We start from the raw sequence: 24,027 nt of genomic DNA on the forward strand, positions 1-24,027 counted from the left end.
GGCGTCGTTAACGATGCGTCGAAGGGCCGGAATGTAGGCGATAGTGACTTGAGTGTCGTTAACGATGCGTCGAAGGGCCGGAATGTAGGCGATAGTGACTTGAGTGTCATTAATGGTGCAGCGAAGGGCCGGAATGTAGGCGATAGTGACTTGAGTGTCGTTAACGATGCGTCGAAGGGCCGGAATGTAAACGATAGTGACTTGAGTGTCATTAATGGTGCGGCGAAGGGGCGTAGCAAGGGTGATAGTGACCTGAGTGTCGTTAACGATGCGGCGAAGGGTAGAAACGGGGGCGATAGTGACTTAAGTGTCATTAATGGTGCGGCGAAGGGTAGAAGCGGGGGCGATAGTGACTTCAGCGTCGTTAACGGTGCGGTGGAGGGCTGAAGCGAGGGCGATAGTGACTTGAGTGTCGTTATCGGTGCGGTGATGGGGCGGAATGTAGGCGATAGTGACTTGAGCGTCGTTATCGGTGTAGTGATGGAGCGGAAATAGGTGACTGGCCAGAGCGATGGATGGTACGGCGAAAGGTTAAAAGGCGGCGAATAGTGAGCGAGGCGACGTAATCGGAGCAGGACTTCGAGCGTGCATGCAAATGAGCCCCATCTAAGGCAATTGGCCGAAGATGGGGCTGCAGGTTACGGCTTCGCGTTCGCGGCCGCGGCGGTTTCGCCGCGCGGGGAGACGTCTTTTTTGTAATAGAGCTTGAATTGAATGTCTTGATTGTAGTTGCCGAAGCCCGAGCCGAACAGCGTCAGTCCGCCCACATTTTCGGCTTCCTCCAACACCGCCATCCGGAATGTCCACTGCTTGCGCTTAATGTCGAGCTGCTCGAGCGTGACGTTCGAGAGGTGCTGGCCGTCGATGAACGTGCCTTTGTCGTTGATTTTCAGCACCTTCAGCAGGCCGTACTGATTAATCTCGTTCCACCACCACTCGGGGGTATATTTGCCCCGATTGCCGCCGCCGAAATCCCCGGGGCTCGTCCATGTGCCGATATCGATGCCGTTGAGCGTAAACTTGATGTCCGACGGCCAGTTCTCGTTGGCGAAAGGGGCTTCCGACGAAATTTCCATCGATACCTCGAGCTCGAGCGGGTCCTCGCTTTTCATCAGGAAGTTCGGCACCCGGTATTCGACATAGCCTTGCCCGAACCAGAGGATCTTGGCGTTCACGCGCTCCGGGTCGAGGAAGTAACGCGGTTCGTCGAAAATCCCGATAACGCTCTCGGTCGTCGCTAGGCCGCAGGTCGGTTCGACGTGGAAGTCGGTGTAATGGCCGACCGACACTTCGGTGAGATGGTACTCGCGCGGCGCGGTCTCTTCACGGCTCGGAAAATCGATCTCGATGAAGTCGGTGATGAGCGTGCACACTTTCTTCGCGCCGCCTTTGCCCGAAACCATCGTCGTGCGGATGAGGCCGGCTTTCTCCAGCTTCTTCACGTGCATCGTCATGATCGCGCTGCTGAGGCCAAGCGCCTGCGCCAGTTCTTTCACGTTCATATTTTGTTTGGCGAGCAGCTGGATCATTTCGATCCGGACGTTGCTGGCGAGCGCTTCGTATACGGGCAGCCATTTATCGGTAACGTCTATTCGCATGGTTCCTCCGAGAGAATTTCATATATTTATAAATCAATCATACAAATATTAATAGGCTGATTCAACTAGAAATAAACCACATTTGGCGATTGGCCGTCATCACCTCGTTCTATGCCACCGCATGAGGGGGAAGATGGAAAACCCGGATGCCGAACATGCTCGCCGCGCGCGCCTGTGACTAGATTTCTGGGAGTTGGAATCGAAGCGCTCTTATCGCCGGTTGTAAGCGCAACCAAAATTGGTGTTTAGCTACCATTATAAAGGAGCGGGAGCGAGGATCAAAGGCCTGAAGCAAAAAAACGCAGGTTTTGACCGAAACGCTGAACTTTTTTTGCAAAATATCGCGCAAGACTGAAAAATGCGACCGCTTGGTGGTAAAATCAGGGGGAAGACGGGAAAGGAGAGGCGCCGATGATAATCCGGTTACTCACCGTGGGTGATGCGGAGGGCTACCGAGCGCTGCGGCTTCGGGCTTTGCGCGAGCATCCGGAGGCGTTTCTATCCACCTACGAGGCGGAGGTTGCAAGACCGATCGAAGCGACTAGCGCCAAGCTAGCGCCGGAGACGGGTAAATTCACGCTCGGCGCGTTCGATGCAAGCGGCCGGTTAGCCGGCGTTGCGACGCTCGTGCGGGAGACGAACCCGAAGATCGCGCACAAAGCGAACGTGTACGCGGTCTACGTCGCGCCCGAGGCGCGAGGGAATCGGGTAGGGCAGTCGCTGTTGCAAGCGCTGATCGCCAAGGCGAGGGCATGCGATGGGGTGGAGCAGCTCCACCTGACCGTCATGGCTTCGAACAAAGCGGCCGTTCGGCTATATGCGTCGGTCGGGTTCGTCGCCTATGGCACCGAACCTCGTGCGATGAAGATTGACGGGAGTTACTACGACGATCAACATATGGTCTTAGTCCTGTAAGCCGTTTAGGCTAGATCCCGCGTTTGGGGAGGAAAACGCTTCCTCCGTGCAGAAGAAGAGACGATAGTGAATTTGCAAATCATTTCATACCAGGGTGAAGGAGAAATGAACGAGCTATGAAGAAGTTGAGACTGCTCCAGCAAATATCGGAAGAGGGCGTCGTCGCGGTTCTGCGCGGAGAATCGCCGGAAGACGTCTACGAGATGGCCAGCCAGTGCATCGCGGGGGGCATTAAAGTCATCGAGGTGACGATGACCGTGCCGTTCGCGCTGCAGGCGATCGAACGTCTGGCCAAGACGTACTCCAGCGACGCGCAGGATCCGTCCAAATTCGCCATCATCGGCGTCGGCACGGCGCTCGATCCCGAGACGGCGCGCGCGGCGATTCTGAGCGGTGCCGAATTCGTCGTCGGGCCGTCGCTTAATCCGGCTACGGTCGCACTGTGCAACCGGTACCGCGTACCGGTAATGCCGGGCGTCATGACGGTCAAAGAAATCCAGGAAGCGCTCGAGCTTGGCGTCGACATCGTCAAGCTGTTCCCGGGCAATCTCTATTCGCCATCGATGATCAAGGCGATCAAGGGGCCGCTTCCGCAGGCGAACATCATGCCGACGGGCGGCGTGACGCTGGACAACCTGGGCGAATGGATCAAGGCAGGCGCGGTCGCCGTCGGCATCGGCTCGGACCTGACGACCGAAGCGGTGAAGCAGCGCAACTACGATTTAATCGCGGATCGTTCGGCCCAGTACATCGCTGCATACAAAAAGGCGAAAGGGCTGGCGTAGCAGCTAGACCGGCTGCCGGTTCGGGATGAGCCAGACAGGGTTCCGCCGGCACAGAAGGTCGGACAGTAATAACGGCGGGGCGGGAGATGATCCTGCGCCGCCGTTTTGGCGTGCGGTCATAGCAGTGCTCCCGTGAAGGGCACAATGATTTGCGGGGCGGCAGAGAGTGCAGATGATGAACAGCTGTATGCAGTGCGGCAAAGGCGGTACGTGGATCGTCCGCAGCCTGACTACTGCGCCGCCTCGCAGTCGATGTACCGGCAATAGTGGCGTGCAGCCGACTACTGCGCCGCCTCGCAGTCGATGTACCGGCAATAGTGGCGTGCAGCCGACTACTGCGCCGCCTCGCAGTCGATGTCTCGGCAATAGTGGCATGCAGCCGACTACTGCGCGCGTCGCAGTCGATGTATCGGTAATAGTGGCGTGCAGCCGACTATTGCGCCGAGTCACCAGCAAGAATTGTCCGGCTGCTTAGCCGTCAATCAACCTACAGCTGCACAAGCCCCTCTTCGCCCTCCCCAGTGCCCATATACACGACTTCATCCTCATCGAACAAGTTGTCCAAATAAATTTGCCCCAGATGGTCCATGATGTTCACGTTATGCAGCCGACCGCTGACACCATCCGCGGGGAGGGCAGCCAGACGCTCAAGCATCGGGAGGATCGAGTCGGGCTCTTCGCCGTAGAACGGGTTCAGCTCGGTGCGAATCGCGCCGGGGTTGAGCAGGTTGATCAGAATGCCGTGATCTTTCTCCGTCTCGGCGGCTACCAGCGTCATCTGATGCAGATTGGATTGCGCAACCGCGTACGAAGGGAATCCGTTCTCGCCGACGTGAATGACCCCGGGCATGACGTGCACGATCCGGCCATACTGCCGCTCCCGCATGGCAGGCAGGACGGAGGCGGTCACGAGCGACACGCTGCGCACCAAATCCTCAAAGAACTGCTCGTAATATTCGAAAGCCCGCTCTTTCTCGGCCTTACGGACATGGTTCGTCGTGTTATTGATCAATACGTCGACTTTGCCGTACTCCTCGAGAATTTGCTGAACCATCGCGCTAACCTCCAGCGGCTCCGTGACGTTCGCGAAATAAACGTCCGATTGCAGCCCCCGGCGGAAAATTTCGTTCGTGATGTCCTGCAGCACATCCGATTCCTGATCGCACAGCAGCACGACGTCGCCCGCCTGCGCGAAATGCAGCGCGGCCGCTTTGCCGACCTCGCACCCCGCCCCGTTAATTAACACGACGCGTTGTCCTTCATTCCCCATCATGGCCCCGCCTTTCTCGATTAGTCCCTGCTAGTATGCGCCATCGGCGATTATTTTAGCGAGAGTGGCATGGCTGGCTGCAATTGTTTTCCTCCATTTTCCACTAATGGAAGTCTCGCGAATTGTCGAAAAAAGGGGTATACATGGATGCAGAAACCGAAAGAGGGATCGACATGAGGAGACCGCGAAGAGTCGCCGCCGCCATCTGGGCGACCGTAACGCTGCTGAGCCTATATGCGGCAGGGCCATGGCTCCCGACTGCGGAACAAGCGCAAGCCGCGACCACTGAGCCAAAGAGAACGTCGCAGGCGGCGAGCGCGAGCGCGTACGTGCTGCCGCCGGCCGCCGTGCGGGTAGACGCGACGAGCATATCGTCCGTCACGCTATCCTGGTCGCCGCCGCCCGGCGCCGGCACATGGACATACGCGATCTACGTCAACGGCAAGCAAATGGCGGCCACCGATGCCCGGCACATGGAGGTGCGGGGTCTTGCGGCCGCAACCTCTTATAAATTCGCCGTGGCGGCGGTGAGCGGGGGCAAGCAGTCTACGCTCAGCACGGCTATATGGGGGCGCACCGATGGCGGCAACCTGCTGGCGAACGGCGGATTCGAGCGGGATGCGGACGGCGACGGCAAGGCGGACGGGTGGTCGTTCGGCAGCGGCCGGTACGAGCTCGTCGGAAATCCTGTCGCGGGCGGCCGCAAGGCGCTTCGGCTAACGGCAGTCAAGCTAGCCAAGAGCGACAACATTAGCGCCTACCAGCGTGTCGCGGTCGCGGGCGGGAAAGCTTTCGCGCTGGAAGGCAGCCTGCTGCCGCAGTCGCTGAGCGGCGCGCGCGCCGTGCTGTTCGCCGATTTCTTCGATGCAAGCGGGAAGTGGGTCGGCGAGATGAGCCGCGATATGACCAAGCCGGCTGGGCAATATGCGGCGCTGCGCGCCGAAGGAGTCGTTCCCGCGAACGCGGCATACGCCTTCGTCACGCTGCGGGTAACCGCGACGGAAGAGGGCGGCTCCGGCGTGCTGCTGGCCGACGACGTCCGGCTCCGCTATACCGGCGGCAAGATGCAGGACAACGGCGAGCCGAACGATGCGGCGGAGCAGGCGGTTCCGCTCATGACGGGCGAACAGACTTCGTATTTGTCCAAGCCAGGCGACCAGGACTGGTACCGCTACACCTCGCTGCGAGCGGAACACGTACGATTCGAACTGCGCGTGCCTGAGGGGCTGGACGCGGAGCTTGCGGTGCGCAGCGCGCAAGGCGCGCTGCTCGGGGAGAGCAAGCAAGGAAGCGGCCAAAGCGAACAGGTCGACATCGCCGTCCAAGCCGGAGAGAGCGTGCTGATCCAGGTCACTGGCGCGCGCGCGGGCGATTACGCGATGCAGCCTTACCGGCTCGCCGCGTCGGGCTCGCCCTCGGGCATCGCACCTATCGGCGCCTCGCTCGAATCCAGCCTTACCGGCACGAACATCCCGCTTGTGGACGGCGTCGACGTTTGGACGCGGGGCGAACGCTACGCGGAAACCATGGGGGCGGAGGCGCGTTCCATGACCGTGCTGCAAAGCGGAGGCAGGCTCTACGTCCTCATCCGGGGTACGAAGCTGCCGGCATGGCATACGCTCTATCTCGGCACGGACGGCGATATCTCGACGGGGTATGACACCGGCGCAGCCGCGGATGTAGGCGCCGAGTACAAAATCGACTACAACCGGCTGTATGCCTGGGATGACAGCGCGCAAGGATGGACGGATAAAGGCGCGGCCTATGCGGATTTAAGCGAGACGTCTACCGGCTACTCCGTCTACTTAACGGATCTGGGCCTGCCGAGCGCGAAGCCGTTGCAGATCGCCTACGCAGGGGCGGACGGCGCGCGTATCCCGCCGTCTGGCGCGGCGCAGACGACGAAGGTCGACATCGCGGCGGAAGCATACGCGGGCGTAGCCCGCATCTATTATCCGAAGCAGCTGTTCGGCGCGCTGCCGAATCCGTTCATCGGCTGGGCGCCTTCGTCCCGGGGCGGAGACTACAAGCAGCCGCATACGCTCGTGACGGCCAGCATCCGCTGGCGGGATTTGGAGCCGGAGCGGGGACGTTTCGATTGGGCAGGGCTGGAGCGCAAGTACGATTTCGCCAAGCGGGCATCCGCAGGCGATCGGTTTATTTTGCGGCTCGTTATGGACGTACCGGGCGACGATCCGAACCATCTGGATATTCCGGATTGGCTGTACCGGGCGCTCACGGAGGCGGAGGGCGAAGACGGGGCAGGCACTCGCTACGAGACGAAGGAAGGGAGCGGCTTCAGTCCGAATTACAGCAGTACGCTGCTGATCCGGGAGCATGAACGGGTCATCCGGGCGTTTGCGCAGCGCTACGACGCCGATCCGCGCGTCGCGTTCATCCAGATCGGCAGTCTCGGTCATTACGGCGAATTCCATACGGCGCTGCTGGACAAGCCGTTCCCGCCGCTGGCAGTATCGGATCAGTATGTCAAAGCCTATACGGAGGCGTTCCAGAGGAAGCTTGTCGGGATGCGCAAGCCGTTCCCGCTGGCAGCCTCGCACAGGCTCGGGCTGTACAACGACATGTTCGGCGAAGCGGATTCGACGGCGACTTGGCTGAATTGGGCTTCGAACGGCTGGGACGGCATCGCGGAATACGTACCGCCGGCACAGGCGCAGGCGGCCAAGGACGGATCGCGGATGCCGCAGTGGTGGCGTTACAACTATTCGGGGGGCGAATTCAGCAGCAATCACGCGCCGGACGCTTATGTGGACGAAGACCGGCTGCTGCAGGCTGCGGTACAGATTCGCGCCAGCCACACGTCCTGGATCGGTGCGACTGCACTGCTTGGCATGAACGAGAAGAGCGGCCTCAGTACGAGTGAGCAGGCGGGGGTCTATTACCTGCAGCGGCTGATGGGCTATCGGATGGTCGTCGAGAAGGCGGCGCATGCGGGTGTCATCAAGCGCGGCGGTACGCTTCAACTGGAGAGCGCGTGGAGCAACAAAGGCGTGGCGCCATTCTATTATCCGTGGCTCGTCCGGTTCGCGCTGGCGAATCAAGCAGGGCAGGTCATGGCGGGTACGACCGCAACGGCGCAGGCAGACATCCGCACATGGATGCCGGGCGAGCGCCAGACGGTATCGGCGCGAATTCCGATTCCGGCCGGATTGAAGCCCGGGACGTATACGCTTCTGGCGGCCATCGTCGACCCGGATACGGGCAAGCCGGGCGTTCGGCTGGCGATCGAGGGCGCGCGCGAAGATCTTTGGCATCGTTTGGATGCGGTCGAAATCCGATAAAGATCCGTGCGGCGGACCATCCTAGTTGGTAATAAAGCCAAAAGCCGATAAAGGATGGTCGGTGCCCGTGAACGATAACAACATGCTGGTCCTGCTCACGACGGAAGGGACATACCCGTATCATCAGGGGGGCGTCAGCACCTGGTGCGATATTCTGGTGAACCGGCTGGAGCAGGTCGATTTCGTCATCTACAGCATCATGATGAATCCGTTCGTGACGCAGAAATTCAAGCTGCCCGAGCGGGCAAGTCTCTATGGCGTGCCGCTCTGGGGAACCGAGGAGCCAAGCGAGCATCTGGAGAAGCCGTTCGCGGACGTCTATGCGCAAAAGCTGCGCACGGGCGAGAAGGAGATCCGGGCGCATTTTCTTCCGCTGCTGCAGGCGCTTCTGAAGGAGCTGACGGCGGAAATCAAGGACCCGTACCGGTTCGCGGATACGCTCGTCGGCCTCTACCGCTACTTTGAGCAATACGAATACAAAGCGACGTTCAAGCACGAATTGGTGTGGGAGTACTACAAAGCGACGATGCTGGGCATTGCCGCGGACAGATCGACCGGGTTCAGCCAGCCGGATATTCACGGGCTCATCCAAAGCCTGGGCTGGGTGTACCGGTTCTTCAATATCGTCAACACGCCGGTGCCGCGCGCGCACGTCGCGCATTCCTCCGCGGCGGCGTTCTGCGGCATTCCGTGCGTGCTGGCCAAAAAACTATACGATACGCCCTACCTGCTGACCGAGCATGGCATCTATTTGCGCGAGCAATATTTGTCGCTCTCCGGGCGGGGCTATTCGACGTTCCTGACCAAATTTCTAATCCGCATGATCCAATCCGTCACGAGCTTGAACTATGCGTTCGCGGATCAGGTGTCGCCGGTCTGCCTCTACAATACGCGTTGGGAAAGCGAACTGGGCATCTCGAAACGGCGGATCGAGGTGATCTACAACGGCATCGATACGCGCGTGTTCAAGCCGGATGAACCGAAGCGGCGCGCGGGAGACGGCGTCACGATCGCCATGGTCGCCCGGATCGATCCGATCAAAGACATCAAAACGTTCCTGCGGGCGGCACGGATCGTGTTGGACAAGCAGACGGGCACGTCGTTCGTCGTGTACGGTTCGGTGAGCGTTCCCGCCTATTACGAGGAATGCTTGGCCCTCCAAGAAGAGCTGCGCTTAGGCGGCTCCTTCGTCTTCGCGGGGCATGCGACGCAGATGGCGGCCGCCTATAATAGCGGCGACGTCATCGTGCTCTCTAGCATTTCGGAGGCGTTCCCCTATTCCGTCGTCGAGGCGATGATGACGGGCAAGCCGGTCGTCGCGACCGATGTCGGCGGCATCTCCGAGGCGCTCGGGGATACCGGCAAACTGGTGGAGCCGCGCAATCCGCAGGCGCTGGCGGACGCGATTCTTGCGTATGCCGACAACCCTGGTTTGCGGGCGGAAGCCGGCCGGGAAGGAAGGGAGCGTGCGCTCTCTTATTTTACGCTCGGGCGCGTATTGGAATTGCATATGAAGAGTTATATTAAACTTGCCGCTCGCGCAACCGAACGGATTCCGCCGATCGTGCGCAAGACGCAGGATGAACCGGCAGGGCGGCAGGGGGCGGGTGCCGCAGAGTCGGATCTGGTATCGGCCCCCGGCCAAGTGGATGATGAGCGCCACGATCTGACGGCAGACGGCCGCAAGCTTGCCGCAAGCGACGACGCGGGCGGGCTATCTTCGGATGCGGCTCGGCTTGCATGGCAGCAGCAGGCGGCGATCGAAGAGGCGCTGTTGCTGGCCGCCAGCGGTCAGGCCGAATCTGCCGTGGCGGCCTTCCGGGAAGCGCTCGCGATTCTGCCGGACGCGCCCTGCGTCCCTTATATTCTAACGGAGCTGGCCGGCGTCTATAACGCGCTCGGTCGCCATGACGAAGCGATGGCGGAGCTGCTGCGGTGCGAGCTGTACGCCAGTCTGCGGGCGGATCGGAGGATCTCTTAGAGATGACAGGCAACTTAAGACAGACGATTCGGGGGTACCGGGCGACCGCCGTTAAGGAGCTGTACGCGGATATGACCGCGAAGCATATAGAGCGGATGAACGGACTTCGGGAGGAACTGGCCGAACTGCGCGCCGACAACGAGCGACTCGCCGCCGAATTGGCCCGGATACCGTCGATCCCTCCGACCTCTCCGACATCTGCGATGTCGCGTGAAGAGGAAGCGCCGCGGGTATTCGAGGAAGGGGCGTTGTTAGTATCTGCGCTTGCGGAGGCGAACGCGCTTGTAGAGGCGCAAGCCCGGCGATTGGAGGAGCAGCGAGCGCGTCATGAGGCGGACAAGGCGCGGCATGCGCGCCTTCGCGCCGAAGCTTTGGCCCGCTTGGAAGCGCGGCTGGGCGAGGCGATGGCCAGGTGGCGCGGCGAAGAGGAGGAAGGCGAATGAGCAAAGCGAAGGAGCTGCCCCGCGCCTGGCGGGGCTATCATCCCTTGGAGACGGAGCAATGGTTCGCGGCGCTGGAAGCCGCTCACGACCGCGAAGCGGAAGAGCTGATCGCTGCCATCCGCAAGGAACGCGCGCGCGGCGAGCAGCTGTCTGACGACGCGCGGCAGAGAAGACAAGCCGGCGCCCAACCGCATAGCGCTGCTGCCGTTGACGAGGATGCCGATCGTGGCTGGATGCAAGGGCGGATCGACCGTTCCGCCGCGGCCATCCGGCGCCAAGGCGAGGCAGAGGCCGCCGCGCTCCGCCGCCTGTTGGAGGTGCGCGAAGCGGAGCACGAAGCATCGGTGCGGGATGCCGAGCGGCAGCTGGCGGAATGCGAAGCGGCTATCGCGCGTCTGGTAGCCGAAGCGGATTCGCTGTTCGAGGCGATGCCGGCCGAGACCGAGGGGGACAAAGCGACGGCGGAGCTGCGGTCGGCGTTGGCGGGCATCCAAGCCGCCGCGCTGCCGGCTTCCGCGCTGCCGCCGAACAGCAGGGAGACGGTGGCACCGGGCGACGAGGCCGCAGCGAAGAGCAGGGAGCCGAAGGCGCCGGACGACGAGGCCGCTGCGAATCGTGAGCGCGGCGTCAGACGCGCAATGGAGGAGTCCGCCCGCAGCGCGAAGGTCATTCAATTCCGCCTGAAGTCGATGCTGGGGCGGGTGGAGGCGGCCGGTCATTGGCGCGCGGCAGGTGCAGCCGCGCAGCCGGATGCGGAAGACTTCGCATTGGCAGCAGGCGGCGCCGAAGCCGAGTCCGGGTCGGCGGCTTCACGGCACGCGGCCGCGGCCGCCGCGACGATGAACGCCGCACGGGCGGCGGCGGGCGTGAGCGCCACCCGAAGCGGAAGAACCGGAAGGCCGCTATACTCCGCCTATTGGGGCGACTTGGAGCCGTATTTGCAGGACAACAGCGACCCGGAACAGCTGCCGCAGCATACGGGGCCGCTCGTCGCCGATCCTCGACTGGCGGGCCAGCGCGACGCTGTGCCTCATTTGGAAGAGGGGGAGCCGAAACAGGCCATGCAGGCCGTTACGGGAGAGGTGAGTTCTCCCTCGGATTCCGTTGCGGGATCGGATAACTCCGGCCAATCGGACGAAGCTGCCGATCCAGCAGGCGCGAAGGCCGAAGACACAGGCCGCGCCGATACGCTGTCTGCCGGGGGCGCCAGCGCCGTGCTCGGCGCTGGTACGCTGCCTGCCGGGGGTGACAGCGCCGTGCTCGATACGCCGCCTGCCGGAGGCGCCAGCGCCATGCTCGGCGCCGATACGCCGCCTGCTGGGGGCGCCAGCGCCGTGCTCGGCGTCGATACGCCGTCAGCCGGGCCCGCCAGCGCCGCGCTCAGTGAAGAGATCCGGTTCGTGCGGGAGCGTTACATCGTCGGCAAGACGGCAGGTCAATCGCTTCGCGCCGCGGATGGCCGCCTGCTGATCGCCAAGGGCGACCGCATTACCGCGCAGACCGTGGCAGACGCGGAGCGTGAGGGCAAGCTGGCGGAGCTAGTCGTGCATATGGTCATTCCCGGACTAGGGGCGGAGGCGCGATGAATCCGCCGCTTACGATTGGGCGCACAGCCGATCCGAAGGGGGAGCCCGACGAGACGACGCGGGCGGAGCGTTTCGCGCGGCTGGTCGAGGACGTGGCCGACCGGGACGCGTTGCCCGAGGATCGGTACGCCGTCGCGGCGCTGCTCGAATCGATGGGCTGGAACGATGCACGGGCCGCTGAGGCGTTCGGCGTGTCCGATATTTTCGAGCTTGCCGCCGAAGTGTGGGAAGCCGTTCGCCGGAAGGTCGTCACAAGCACCTTCGCCGTCAATGAGGAGGCGGGCGTGCTCCGAACGGCGCTTGCGCTGCTCAAGAGTTTTCTGCGGGGCGTTATTTTCGCGCTGCCGATGGCGATCTCGGTCATCTCGATGCTGACGCTCAAATTCTCGCTGTGGTCGTACGAGCATTTGTCCGTGGAGATCGCCACGTGCATCGCGATCGGCACGATCGCCAGCTTCGTCGTCGTGGGCGGATTTACGCAGGCGATCGCGCGGCGCGGCTTTTTCTACATTTCGCAGGGCTACTACAACATGGCGCGCAAAATCACGTTCTTGTTCATCCGGCTCGGCTACCTGGCGGCCGCTTGCGCGTGCGCGCTGCTGCTCTTGTTCAATCTCGTCTTCAACGTGTTCCCGCCGGAGATGTTCCTGTATATCGTGCTGTATTTCTTCTTTCTTACCTCGATCTGGTTGTCGGTGACCGTTATGTATATCTTGCGGCGGGAGCTGACGTTTACCGGGCTTATCCTTGCGGGCATCGCCATCGTCTACGTGTTGTTCCGCGTGCTGGCGTGGGACATTATTTTCGCGCAGCTGCTGTCCATCCTGGTCGTATCGACGGCGGGGATGACGCTTGTCGTCTATTATTTTCGCCAGGCGGCGAAGCGGGAGGAGAAGGGAATCGCGCCCCGAATGCCGCGTCTGGCCGTAACCGTCTATGCGGTGGCGCCTTATTTCGCGTACGGGCTGCTCTACTTCGTGTTCCTGTTCGTCGACCGGATCATGGCGTGGTCCGCGAACGTGGATTACATGCCGTATTTCATCTGGTTCCGCGGGGAGTACGAGCTGGGGCTGGACTTCGCGCTGCTGTCGCTGATGATCCCGCTCGGCGTATGCGAGGTCATGGTGAACAAAATGATGCTGGACGTCGAAGCGAGCTACAAACGCTACTGGGGATTCGAATCCGACCTAATGAACGCGCGCTTCCGGCGGATATACAACCGGTTGATGGCGGTCATCGCGGCGTCCTCGGCGGCGAGCGCGCTGCTCGTCTACGGCTTGGTGCAGCTGTTCGATGGGATCTATTACGCCCGGGAGGGCGAGTCTCTCATCGTAAGCGGAACGACGCGGTTCGTGTTCATCGTCGCGCTGCTGGCTTACGTCATCCTCGCGACCGGGCTCATGAACGCGGTCACGCTGTTCGCGCTGTCGCAGCCGTCGCTGGTGAACCGGGCGATCGTGCCGGCGCTCGCGGTCAACGTCGCGCTGGGCTTCGCGCTCAGCCGCTGGATCGACTACTCGTTCGCCGTCTTCGGCGTGCTGGCGGGCGCGATCGTTTTCTCGGCGCTGTCCTTCCGCTCGATGCGTCAGGTGATCGGGAAGCTGGACTATTACTTGTACGCCATCTCTTGAAGCGTTATCTCTCGCGTCGGCAGGCGAAAAGCGAAGGAGGGCGGTACGCCTGGATTACTCATCGTTTGGCAGCCAAATATACGCGATGACGCACTACGCGTTCGCCTGCGCGGTGCTGTTCCTGCTATGGCCGCGGTTGTTCCTGCGCACGGACCCGGGCGACCGTCTGGCTGGCGTCTACGCGCTGTTCATGAAAGCGGCATGCGTCTATATCGTGATGGGCTACGTCCTGGTTGCGCTCAAATTGTACGAGTTCATGGCGGTCGCGGCGGTGCTGATTCTGCTGAGCGCGCGGCGGCTGTGGCAGCGGGGCGGCCAGGAGGCGAGAGCGGCCGCGGCGCGGAAGCTGACCCTAAGCTTCTACGCGCTGTTCGACGGGGGAATGCGCCTGCGGCTGAGCCGGCCATGGCGGTGGAGGCATCGGCAAGTCACCGGAACGCGGCGTGCCGTTCGAGAGGAGATCGTACTCCGCGAGGCTGATGGGGGATCGTCGAGTACGCAAACGTTTAACGGGCATGCGTCGAACAATCTCGCAGTCCGAAGCCGATGCGCGGAAGAACGAGCCGCATCCGGCGTGACACGGTCTGCCATGAGAGAGGCTGCTCCCGGTGGCAATGGCGATGCCAGCCCCGCTGCCGGCGGGCAACAGGCCGGCGGATGGAGAAGCGCAAGTTGGAGCAGGCATCTGCGAGGCTGGGCACCGAACGTGCTGCTGCTCGCCGTTCTTGGGGCGGGCGCTTACATTCGTTTTCATGACGCGGTTCACTATGCCGCTCCTGCGCTCTCGGATGGCGCCGTCACGCTAGCTTGGATGAAATACATCAACGCTCGGCTGCTGTTCCATGACGGTCTGTATCCGCAAGGCTTTCATATTACGCTTTCGCTGCTGAGCAAGTTCGCCGCGATCGATCCGCTCTACATTCTGAAATACACGGGTCCGCTATGCGGCGTGTTGACGTCGGCCGGGTTCTACTTCGCGCTGTCGCGACTTACCGGCAGCCCATATGCCGGCATCGCCGGGGCGGCGGTCCACAGCTTCGGCGGGCCGTTCCTGTTCGGCGGCGACTGGGAACGGCAGGCGGCCACCAACTCGCAGGAGTTTGCTTTCGTTTTCGTTTTCCCGTCGCTGTACTTCCTGCTGCGATACTTCAAGACCGGCGGGCGATTGGCCTTTCGAACCGCCTTGGCGGGACTTTCGGTCGCCGGATTCGCACATTCGCTCGCGTTCGCGTACGCCGGGATGGGCGTAGGCGTCTGCCTGATCGCCGCCATGCTGGTGAAGGAGACCCGGCAATGGCGCGCGATCGGCGCGGCAGCGGTGGCAGCGGCCATTACCGCCGTCGCGACGTACGCCCCGATTCAGATCGGCTTATGGCTGGGCGTCCCAATGAATAAGAGCGCGACCGAATTTCTGACGAGCACGACGGTCGCTGCCATTCCGGTTTTGACAGGGGCGGACAAGCTTGGCTTAGCCGCACTCGCGGTCATCGCGGCGTCCCTGCTCATTAGCTGGAAGCGCGGCGATCGGCGGTTGGCGGAATGGTTCGCGGTGGGCATGGGAACCGCCTCCTTCCTGCTCTATTACATCGCGCCTTATCTGACAGGCAGCGTCGTGCTAGCCTCCCGTACACAGGCGCTATGGGCGCTTAGCATCTGCTTTTCGGCCGGCTTCGCGTGGTGGTCGGCATGGCGGATATTCGGCGCTTGGCGGCTTCGTCCGGCGCTCGAAGCTGCCGCGGCGGCAATTAGTCTGCTAATTGTCGCAGTCTCGTTTGCGCCTGGTCCGATCGTCACGTACAAAATGGACTGGGAGAGCATGTTCCGCCAGTATCTGCGCATCGCGGGGGAGCAGCCGCTCCATACGTGGACGATGTTCTCGCAGGAGGAGGGCTATTCGCTCGTGTACGGCATCGGTTGGCATCAATACGTGCGCACGCTGGTGGATGCGTATGATCCCGCCTTGCCTGGGCTTACCCGGTATGGGCAAACCGCTCCCGATCCCAATCTAACTTCCACCGTGTTCATCGTGGAGGAGAAGCAGGTGTTCCACGTGCCGACGAATCTGATCATCTATGGGAAGCTGGAGGAAGAACGGTACGCCAAGCACGAGGAGGAGTGGCGGCTGTTGGCGGACTGGCTGCGCGTCTATTCGGCTCATCACGGCCCGCCCGCGGTCTTCTATGAGGATGCGCATATCCGAATCTGGTATATCGAGCGGCCGGAGGCGAAAGATAAGAACTACCGGCGGCTGTGGGGGAGCACATCATGAAGGCGCCCGCGCTTGTCACCGACGCGCTGCTGCGCAAATCGCTGGCTGCCGTGCGATCGCTCGGCGCCAAGGGCATCCCGGTCTATGCCGCGGAGTCGACGCGCTTGACGCCGGCGGGCTTCTCCAAATATTGCGCCGGGCGTCTGCTCAGCCCGCATCCGGTCGAACAGCCGGCCGACTATGCGGCATGGCTGCTGGAGACGGCGGCGAAGATGCCCGGCCTCGTCCTTCTGCCGATGGACGAAGCGTCGGTCGGCGTCACGATCGCGCACCGGGAGCGTCTGGCCGTATCCGCAAGCTTCCTGCAGCCGGAGGCGGAGCCATTCCGCCGGGCGGCGGACAAATACGAGACCGTCCTCGCGGCCCGCTCGCTCGGCATGGAGACGCCGCTCACCTGGCTGCCGGGGGGCGAAGAGGAGCTTGCGGCCATCGCCTCGAGCGAAGCGTTCCCGCTTGTGATCAAGCCCCGTCACTCTTCCGGATCGAGAGGAATCCGCTTCGTTCATAATGCGACGGAGCTTGGCACAGCTTATAGAGAAGCGGCGGCCGGCGGCCTGCCCCCGATGATTCAACAATACATACCGCCGGGCGAGCGTCTGGACGCGGCGATGCTGCTCGACGCGGAGGGACGCGTAGTCGCTTCGTTCGTGCAGCGGGAAGTGCGCCATTATCCGGCGGACATCGGGCCGAGCACGGTTCAAGAGAGCATCGCGATGCCGGAGCTCGCCGAACAAGCGGCCGCGCTCCTGGCCAAGCTCGGCTGGCGCGGCGTTGCCGAGGCGGAGTGGATGCGCGACCCGCGCGACGGGCGGCTGAAGCTGATGGAGATCAATCCGCGCTATTGGAATTCGCTGCATCTGGCGATCCAATCCGGCGTTGATTTTCCTTATTTGCATTACCGGCTCGCGCTTGGCGAACGAGTAACGCCGATCACATCGTACGCCATCGGCCAGGTGACGCGCAATTTGCTGCCGGGCGACCTGCTGCGTGCAATATCGACGGGAGCTTGGCGAGGGCTCGATCCGCCCCTGTTCGGCAAAGGAGGCCGGCCGGTCGAGGACGATATTCTGTCGCGGCGCGATCCGCTCGCGGCCGCGGGATTCGGCCTTGCCTGCGCCAGGTATGCGCTTGACGCAAGGATGTGGCGCAAGCTGTTCAAGCGTTAGCGCATCGGTCGTTCGGATGCAAGGGGGCGTCTTCCGCCGCTTGCAGGAATCACCGGGTCCGTTATCGGATAAAGCAGAAATACGGGATCGGCTAGAAAGAAGCGGAGATGCGAGCAGCGGGAGCCGACGCATAAGGTCGAAGAAGCGGCAGACCTAAGGGGAGAGGCGAAACCGTGACGATGGGAGGGAAGCGACATGCTGAACGCGTTGACCGTGGATGTGGAAGACTATTATATGACGAACGGGCTGAACATCTCGCCTGATCAGTGGCATCGCTACGAGGACCGGGTCGCGCAAAGCACGGCCGACGTGCTCGAGCTGTTCGCGCATCACCGCGCGCGCGGCACGTTCTTCATCCTCGGCTGCGTCGCGCAGCGTCATCCCTCCCTAGTTGCGGACATCGCGCGCGGCGGGCATGAGATCGCGTCGCACGGCGGCTGGCATCGTCTGGTCACCTCGCAGACGCTGGAGGAATTCCGGGCGGATATTCGCTTCTCGAAGGAAGTGCTCGAGGGCATTACCGGGCGCAAGGTGGAGCTGTACCGGGCGCCGTCGTGGTCGATCTCTCCCGAGCGGTACGAGGCGCTGCATATATTGGCCGAGGAAGGATTCCGCTGCGATTCGAGCCTGCAGCCGTTCCGCACGCCGCTATCCGGCGTCGCGGGCGCGCCGCGCGCCCCGTTCCGGCCGCAGGTGAACGGCAGGCTGACCGGGCTGACCGAGTTCCCGCCTTCGGTGGCGGAAGTGAACGGCGTGACCGTCCCGTTCTCGGGCGGCTTCTATTTGCGGGCGCTTCCGTACGGGGTTGTGAAATGGGCGCTAAAACGGGTGAACCGCTCCCGCCCAGGGATGATCTACCTGCATCCGTGGGAGCTGGACCTCGGACAGCCGCGTATTCCTGCTCCGCCGCATATTCGACTCGTGCAGTACTACGGATTGGCCGCGATGAAGCCGAAGCTGACGCGGCTGCTGCGCGACTTCGCCTTTGCGCCGCTCGGCGAGCTCATCCGGGAGCAGACGTATCCGATTCATAAGCTGTATACCCCGGCGGCCGGGGCGGCGACGTGAACGGGGCGGGAGCAGACGAGCGAACGGGGCGCTTGCGTTTACGGATCCCTCGCGGCGTCTTCCTTGTCGGCGGAGTTACCGCGGTGAACCTGGCTGGCGCGGGAGTGGCGTTCGCGAAGGATCTCGCGTTCGCCGCGTATTTCGGCACCACGCGCGCGGCGGATCTGCTGAACACCGCTTATTTGCTGCCGGAGACGATTGGCTACAATCTGATCGCCGCCGTCGTCTCGGTGGCCGCCGTGCCGGCGTTGTCCCGGCTGTGGTCGCAAGGATGCTATCCGGCTTTCGCGAGTATGGCAAGGCGGCTCGCGATCCATTCGTCGGCCGCGCTCGCGGCGGTCGCACTTGTCCTGTGGGCAGGCGGAGAGGGCGTATTCCGTATGCTGGGACAGGGAGCGCCGGGTGACGGATCGGATTACCGGGCATGGGCCGTCCTCTATTGGCCGCTGCTTGCAGCGCTGCCCATCTTTCCGATCTTCGCGGCGTACACCGCCGCGCTTGCGGCGGCCGGTTCATTCTACGCCGCCGCCGCCGCTCCGCTGCTGCCGAACGCGATGATGCTCGCGGCTGTCATCGGGTGCGGACTGCTGAACGTTGACCGGACGACCGGGGCGGTCGTGTATGCAGGTGCGATATTGGTCGGCGTCGTCGCGATGGCCGGTCTTCTACGTTACCGGTGCTTGTATCTGATGTCGCTTGCGGCGACGCGCCGGCCAACTCGTTCATCCGCTAGAGGCGCGGCCTCGGACATGGTGACACAGCAGTCTGTCCGCGAACGAGAGGCCGACGGCCGGACGCATCCTCCGATCGAGACGTCGGCACAGCCGTCTGTCCGCGAACATGAGGCCGCCGACCAGGCGCATCCGCGGATCGAGACGATGTCACAGTCGCCCATCGGCGAACGAGAGGCCGCCGACCAGGCGCATCCGTCGATCGAGACGTCAGCACAGCCGCCTGTCCGCATACGAGGCGCTGCCGGCCAGCCGCATCCGCGGATCGAGACGATGGTACAGTCGCCCATCCGCGAACGAGAGGCCGCCGGCCAGGCGTATCCGCCGATCCAGACGGCGAACCGCGCATTCGCGCCCGTGCCTGAGCAGTCGCTCCACGCTTCGGCGGCGACCAGGGAGGGACTGCGAGCCGTCTACTCCGGCATGGCGCCGCTGCTATTGCTCACGCTGTGCATGCAGGCCGGCTATGCGTTCGAGCGCGCGGTTGCCGCGAATCTTGCGTCCGGCACGGTCACGGCGCTGGGTTATGCGTACCGCGTTGCCCAGTTCCCGAATTGGGTATTCGTGTCCGCGGTCACGGCCGTGCTGCTGCCCTCGCTCTCGCGCCAGACGGACGGGCCGGGACTTCGCGGGTCAGCCGCCGGCGAGCGGGCGAGAGCGGAGGTGCTGCGCGCGCTGCTGGGGACGCTTGCGGTGCTGCTGCCAGCCGCCGCGCTGTTGTTCGCGCTTCGCGGCTTCGTCATCGAGCTGCTCTTCGGACGAGGCGCGTTCGGCGCCGGTTCCGTCCGGATGACCGCCGATCTGCTCGCGGGCTACTCGCTTGGCGTCGTCGGTCAAGCGGTCTCGGCGATCGGGCTGCGCTACTTTCTTGCGATCGGCCGGCTGCGGGACTGCGTGCTGATTTACGCGGTTGCCGCGGCTTTTACGATGGGGTTCGACCTGCTGCTCGTGCCGCGTTATGGGGCCCCGGCGCTTGGTTACGGCTCTTGCGCGGGGTGGACGCTTAATGCGCTGCTGATCGGCTGGCTGCTGGTAAGAAAGCGCGGCAAAACGATTGAAGGAGGTGCCGGAGCATGGAAAACCGTTTTCTAATCGTCATCCCCGCCTTTAACGAGGAGGCCAATATCGGCCGCGTCCTCGAAGAGCTGCTGGCCGCGAAGCTTGCGATCGATATTCTGGTCGTTAACGACGGCTCGCGCGACCGGACGGAGGAGCGGGCAAGACGGTATGCCGAGGTGGTCGTCCTGTCCCATCCGTGCAATCTCGGCTACGGCGCCGCCCTGCAGACCGGGTACAAATATGCGATGAAATTCGGCTATCCGTTCATCATTCAGTTCGACTCCGACGGCCAGCACAACCCGCAGGATCTGCCGTTGATCATGGCGGAGCTCGAGCGGGGCGGCACGGATATCGTCATGGGCTCCCGCTTCGTCCGCAAGGACGGCACCTTCGAGACCGGGGTCATCAAAGGCGCGGGCATCCGCTTCTTCCGCATGCTCATCCGGCAGCTGACCGGCAAGCGCATTTCGGATCCGACATCGGGGCTCAGGGGCGTATCCAGCCGGGTGTTCAGCTATTATTCGGTCCGCGACCGGTTCCCGGCCGACTTCCCGGACGCGGATATTTTGATCCAGCAGATCCTGATGAAGTTCAGCATCAAAGAGGTGCCGGCGCGGATGAAGCAGCGCGAGGCGGGCGTGTCCATGCATGCGGGGATCAAGCCGGTCATCTATATGTGTCAAATTCTGCTGAGTATTCTAATCGTGTTGATCCGCCACAAAATGACCCGCGAGGAGGCGGCCTACGCCCATGCATGACATGCTAAGATGGTTCGTTCTCCTGTGCGGCCTCGCGTTCTCCGGCCTTATTATCGGGCTGTTGCTGCGGCATAAGATTAGCGCGCGCAATTCGGTCGTCTGGCTGCTCAGCGCCGCCATTATTTTGGGATTATCGGCATATCCGAGCTGGTTCAATCATCTGGCGCGGATGCTTGGCATCGACTATCCGCCGACGCTGCTATTCCTGCTATCGACGTTGGTTCTGCTGATCATGGTGCTGCATCTCTCCATTCAGCTGTCGATCATGAACGAGAAAATCCGGCAGATGGCGCAGCATATCGCGATCAGCGATCTGGAACAGGAGGAGCTGGCGCGCGCGAAGCGACAGGCTTCCCTCATGCGCGAGCCGCCCGCCCAGCGGGAGTGGCTGCAGTAAGACGGGGCAATACGAGGGAGTAAACATACCTTAGAGGTTGCTGCCAGCGGGGAAAGCCGCATGCAGATAACAACGTGCGATCTGGCCGATAGGTACGTGCGTTAGGTAGGGGAAGGAGGCCGCGTCTTTGGAGCACTCGGGACAAGCAACGTTATCCGCATCGATCATACTGGGGATTCTGCTGGGCGCGGCCCTGCTGACGCTCAGCTGGCTCGCCTTCGCGAACCGTCGTCAACGCCTTCGGCTGACGCGTTCGGCGCATCTCGAGCAGCTGGTCAAGCGCATCCAGCCCGAAGCGGGACTTGCGAACAATTTGAGCTTGTTCCTGGAGGCGATCAGCCAGATGATCGAAGTGGACAGCTATACGTTCTACATCCGGGAGGAAGCGGGGAGCGAGACATTCGTCTTGAAGGCCGTCCGCTATCGGCGCGAAGGGCCGGGCCAAATCGGACCGTCGTACAGCGGGCTTGCCCCCTATGAGAAAGAGCGTTACCAACCGCCTCTCGCGATACCGGCGGATGCCCTCGCGCGGACGACCGGCCTCGTGAGCGAAGGCGCGGTGCCGCTCTACAACATGCCGGTCGGCACGCGGGGGCTGGTGCGGATCGGCCCGGTCCGCTCCATTTCCCGCCGGCAGTCGTTCCTGCTTGGGTCCGTCGGCGCCGATCTTCCGCATCTGCTGGACGTGCTGGCCGAGTCGGACCGGATGGACCGCAAGGCGTCCATCGTCGAGACGTCGCGCGCCGCGCTCGAGGCGATCAGCACGATGGCGATGGACCCCGAAGCGGTTGTGCGCAAGGCGCTGGGCATGTCCGCGAGCGCGCTCGGCCTGACGGGCGGTTGTTTGTTCGTCGTCGAGGCGGGCGCGGTATCGATGCCGATGTTCTTCGGTTGGTCGGACGCGGTGAAGCGCAGTCTCTCCGATATGGCGAATACGTCGCTGCTCCTTCAGTTGATCGAATCCTATGAGCTGACGCTATGGGGCAAGGATGATGTTGAGTTCGAACAAGCGGTGTCGCTGCTAGGGGGCATTAGCGAAGGGTTCCTGCTCGCCGGCCGGCTGCCGATGCCGGGGAAACGGGCGTATTTCGTCGGCGGGCTGCATCGCCACGCGATGAACGAGCAGTCCGAGGCGCAGCTGCGCACGACGTTCAAGACGATGACGCGCCAGCTCGCGCAGCTGCTCGCGATCCAAGAGCGGATGAAGCCGTTCGCCCATACATACGCGGAGTTTCTCAAATTGCTCGCAGGCACGATCGACGATTTGAACCCGTTCACCGTCGGCTACTCCGAGCTCATGAGCCGGTATTCGATTATCATTGCGAAGCGGCTCGGCTTGGCCGACGACCACGTGCGCGACATCGGCACCGCGGCTTACTTAAGCAACATCGGCGTGCTCGGCTTGTCGGAGGAGCTGTATTTGAAGGAAGGCCGCTACACGGAGCTGGAGTTCGAGACGATGAAGCTTCATTCGGAAGTCGGCGCCGTCATCGCCGAGATGACGCTCGGCAGTAAGCGAGTAGCGGATATGATCCGCTATCATCACGAGCGCATCGACGGGCAGGGCTATCCGGCCGGTCTGCGCGGTGACCGGATTCCGGTCGGCTCGCGCATATTATTCGTCGTACAGACGTTCTTGGCCAAAATCAACGGGCGCAAATACCGCGAGCCGATGCCGTTCCAGGAGGCGATCCGCTCGCTCGAGACGCTCGCCGGTTCGCAGCTGGACGCGGATATCGTGCAAGCGTTCGTCGGCTGGTTCGCGGAGAAGCGCGGCGGCCCGCAGCTGGGCGGACGGGCGCTTGGAGCCTGCTGGGATATGCTGTGCTCGCCTTCGGACGTATGCCGGCAATGTCCGGCTTATCAGCGGGATGACAAGGATTGCTTCGTGATTGCCCGAGAGGAAGGCGTGAACTGCAAATCGCATGGCAAGGTGTGCGAGACGTGCTTTGTATATACGGAGACCGCGACAAGGAGCTGAGGCAGGATGAGTAACGTCATTGTGACGGGAGGAGCGGGTTTTATTGGCTCGCATATCGTGGACCGGTTAATCGCGGATGGGCATCGCGTGCTCGTCGTCGACAACCTGAGCACGGGGGATCGCCGCAATGTGCACCCGGACGCCGAATGGGTCGAGCTGGATCTGCTGCATCCGAATTTGACGGACGTCTTCAGAAGCTTCCGCCCGGAGGTGGTGCTGCACGAAGCGGCTTCCGTGTCCGTGGCCCAGTCGATGCAGCGGCCGGACAAGGATGCAGCCAACAACGTGACCGGGACGATCTACGTCCTTGAAGCGTGCAGAGCCGGCGGCGCGCGCAAGCTCGTCTATGCGTCGTCCGCGGCAGTGTACGGCAACCCCGTCAGCGCGCTCCTAAGCGAGCGCCACCCGATCCGGCCCCAGTCGTATTACGGCATCTCCAAATACGCGCCGGAGCAGTACATTCGCGTCGCGGCGGAGACTAGCGGCATGGACTACACCATCCTGCGGTACAGCAACGTGTACGGTTCGCGCCAGGGCGCTCGCGGCGAGGGCGGCGTGGTGTCCATCTTTGCCTCGCGGCTGCGGAAGGATGAACCGTGCGTCATCTTCGGCGACGGGCAGCAGACGCGCGATTTCGTCTATGTCAAAGATGTCGCGGCCGCGAATATCGCCGCGCTGACCCAAGGCGGCGGACGCACGATTAACGTCAGCTCGTGCATCCCCACCAGTATCAATCAGCTGCTGCGCACGATGTGCGGCCTGATGGATAAGCCGTTCGCGCCGAAGTACATGCCGGGTCGGCCGGGAGATATCCGCGACAGCCTGCTGGACAACGCGCTCGCGGCGACCGCGCTGGATTGGCGTCCGACGTATTCGCTTCGGGAAGGACTGGCCGAGATGCTGGAGGAGGAGCGTGCGAGAGATGGCGTCACGGCGCAGAGCTAGAGGGTTGGAAGAAGAAGAGACCACGTGTCCGGGCGGGACGAGCGTGGTCTTATTCGCGTTGGGCGAATCGGCGGCGGTTCAGGTCGTTGGTCGCTTATGTTACTGATGGTTCAGGTCGCCTGTGGTCATGACGCTGGTGGCT

17 protein-coding genes are annotated in these 24,027 nt (G+C 62.6%); 15 read left to right on the forward strand and 2 right to left on the reverse strand.

Annotation, left to right across the window (positions count from 1 at the left end):
- Positions 1 to 638 precede the first annotated feature (638 nt).
- Positions 639 to 1,598, reverse strand: a complete 960-nt coding sequence (locus ACFFSY_RS04505; protein ID WP_377490517.1) for an ArsR/SmtB family transcription factor — start codon at positions 1,596 to 1,598, stop codon at positions 639 to 641.
- Positions 1,599 to 2,009: 411 nt separating this feature from the next.
- Here ACFFSY_RS04505 and ACFFSY_RS04510 point away from each other — a divergent pair, with 411 nt between their 5' ends.
- Entirely contained in the window at positions 2,010 to 2,513 is a 504-nt protein-coding gene (locus ACFFSY_RS04510; protein ID WP_377490520.1) for a GNAT family N-acetyltransferase, read from the forward strand.
- A gap of 116 nt (positions 2,514 to 2,629) precedes the next feature.
- Positions 2,630 to 3,298, forward strand: a complete 669-nt coding sequence (locus ACFFSY_RS04515) for a bifunctional 2-keto-4-hydroxyglutarate aldolase/2-keto-3-deoxy-6-phosphogluconate aldolase (protein ID WP_377490523.1) — start codon at positions 2,630 to 2,632, stop codon at positions 3,296 to 3,298.
- A 487-nt stretch (positions 3,299 to 3,785) separates the two neighbouring features.
- Here the strand turns inward: ACFFSY_RS04515 and ACFFSY_RS04520 are convergent, their stop codons facing one another.
- On the reverse strand, positions 3,786 to 4,571 hold the full coding sequence (locus tag ACFFSY_RS04520) for an SDR family NAD(P)-dependent oxidoreductase (RefSeq protein ID WP_377490526.1): 786 nt from the start codon (positions 4,569 to 4,571) through the stop codon (positions 3,786 to 3,788).
- Positions 4,572 to 4,741: 170 nt separating this feature from the next.
- Here ACFFSY_RS04520 and ACFFSY_RS04525 point away from each other — a divergent pair, with 170 nt between their 5' ends.
- The 13 genes from ACFFSY_RS04525 (at position 4,742) to ACFFSY_RS04585 (ending at position 23,885) form a co-directional block, all read left to right on the forward strand.
- Positions 4,742 to 7,870, forward strand: coding sequence for a DUF4832 domain-containing protein (locus ACFFSY_RS04525; protein WP_377490529.1), 3,129 nt, complete (start codon positions 4,742 to 4,744; stop codon positions 7,868 to 7,870).
- A gap of 67 nt (positions 7,871 to 7,937) precedes the next feature.
- Positions 7,938 to 9,851 carry a GT4 family glycosyltransferase PelF gene (gene pelF / locus ACFFSY_RS04530; protein WP_377490532.1) on the forward strand — a complete coding sequence of 638 codons (1,914 nt, stop codon included), beginning with the start codon at positions 7,938 to 7,940 and terminating at the stop codon, positions 9,849 to 9,851.
- Between the two features lie 2 nt (positions 9,852 to 9,853).
- Positions 9,854 to 10,294: a hypothetical protein gene (locus ACFFSY_RS04535; protein ID WP_377490535.1), complete on the forward strand. Its 441-nt coding sequence runs from the start codon at positions 9,854 to 9,856 to the stop codon at positions 10,292 to 10,294.
- The gene (locus ACFFSY_RS04540; RefSeq protein ID WP_377490538.1) at positions 10,291 to 11,880 is read left to right on the forward strand and encodes a coiled-coil domain-containing protein; all 1,590 of its coding nucleotides are present in this window, start codon (positions 10,291 to 10,293) and stop codon (positions 11,878 to 11,880) included. Before ACFFSY_RS04535 ends, ACFFSY_RS04540 begins: the two co-directional genes overlap by 4 nt.
- Positions 11,877 to 13,511, forward strand: coding sequence for a hypothetical protein (locus ACFFSY_RS04545; RefSeq protein ID WP_377490541.1), 1,635 nt, complete (start codon positions 11,877 to 11,879; stop codon positions 13,509 to 13,511). Before ACFFSY_RS04540 ends, ACFFSY_RS04545 begins: the two co-directional genes overlap by 4 nt.
- Positions 13,512 to 13,596: 85 nt before the next feature.
- Complete coding sequence (locus ACFFSY_RS04550; RefSeq protein WP_377490544.1) at positions 13,597 to 15,780, forward strand: hypothetical protein; 2,184 nt, start codon at positions 13,597 to 13,599, stop codon at positions 15,778 to 15,780.
- On the forward strand, positions 15,777 to 16,946 hold the full coding sequence (locus ACFFSY_RS04555) for a carboxylate--amine ligase (protein ID WP_377490547.1): 1,170 nt from the start codon (positions 15,777 to 15,779) through the stop codon (positions 16,944 to 16,946). The genes ACFFSY_RS04550 and ACFFSY_RS04555 overlap by 4 nt, the downstream gene beginning before the upstream one ends.
- A 195-nt stretch (positions 16,947 to 17,141) precedes the next feature.
- The gene (locus tag ACFFSY_RS04560) at positions 17,142 to 18,014 is read left to right on the forward strand and encodes a DUF3473 domain-containing protein (protein ID WP_377490550.1); all 873 of its coding nucleotides are present in this window, start codon (positions 17,142 to 17,144) and stop codon (positions 18,012 to 18,014) included.
- 32 nt (positions 18,015 to 18,046) lie between these two features.
- Positions 18,047 to 19,837 carry a lipid II flippase MurJ gene (locus tag ACFFSY_RS04565; RefSeq protein WP_377490553.1) on the forward strand — a complete coding sequence of 597 codons (1,791 nt, stop codon included), beginning with the start codon at positions 18,047 to 18,049 and terminating at the stop codon, positions 19,835 to 19,837.
- Positions 19,819 to 20,562 carry a glycosyltransferase family 2 protein gene (locus tag ACFFSY_RS04570; protein WP_377490555.1) on the forward strand — a complete coding sequence of 248 codons (744 nt, stop codon included), beginning with the start codon at positions 19,819 to 19,821 and terminating at the stop codon, positions 20,560 to 20,562. Before ACFFSY_RS04565 ends, ACFFSY_RS04570 begins: the two co-directional genes overlap by 19 nt.
- Positions 20,555 to 20,959, forward strand: a complete 405-nt coding sequence (locus ACFFSY_RS04575) for a DUF2304 domain-containing protein (RefSeq protein WP_377490558.1) — start codon at positions 20,555 to 20,557, stop codon at positions 20,957 to 20,959. Before ACFFSY_RS04570 ends, ACFFSY_RS04575 begins: the two co-directional genes overlap by 8 nt.
- Before the next feature lie 127 nt (positions 20,960 to 21,086).
- Entirely contained in the window at positions 21,087 to 22,940 is a 1,854-nt protein-coding gene (locus ACFFSY_RS04580) for an HD-GYP domain-containing protein (RefSeq protein ID WP_377490560.1), read from the forward strand.
- Between the two features lie 6 nt (positions 22,941 to 22,946).
- Positions 22,947 to 23,885 carry an NAD-dependent epimerase/dehydratase family protein gene (locus ACFFSY_RS04585; protein ID WP_377490563.1) on the forward strand — a complete coding sequence of 313 codons (939 nt, stop codon included), beginning with the start codon at positions 22,947 to 22,949 and terminating at the stop codon, positions 23,883 to 23,885.
- Positions 23,886 to 24,027: the final 142 nt, after the last annotated feature.

Source organism: Paenibacillus aurantiacus (assembly GCF_042431225.1).
Classification (GTDB): domain Bacteria; phylum Bacillota; class Bacilli; order Paenibacillales; family Paenibacillaceae; genus Paenibacillus_Z; species Paenibacillus_Z aurantiacus.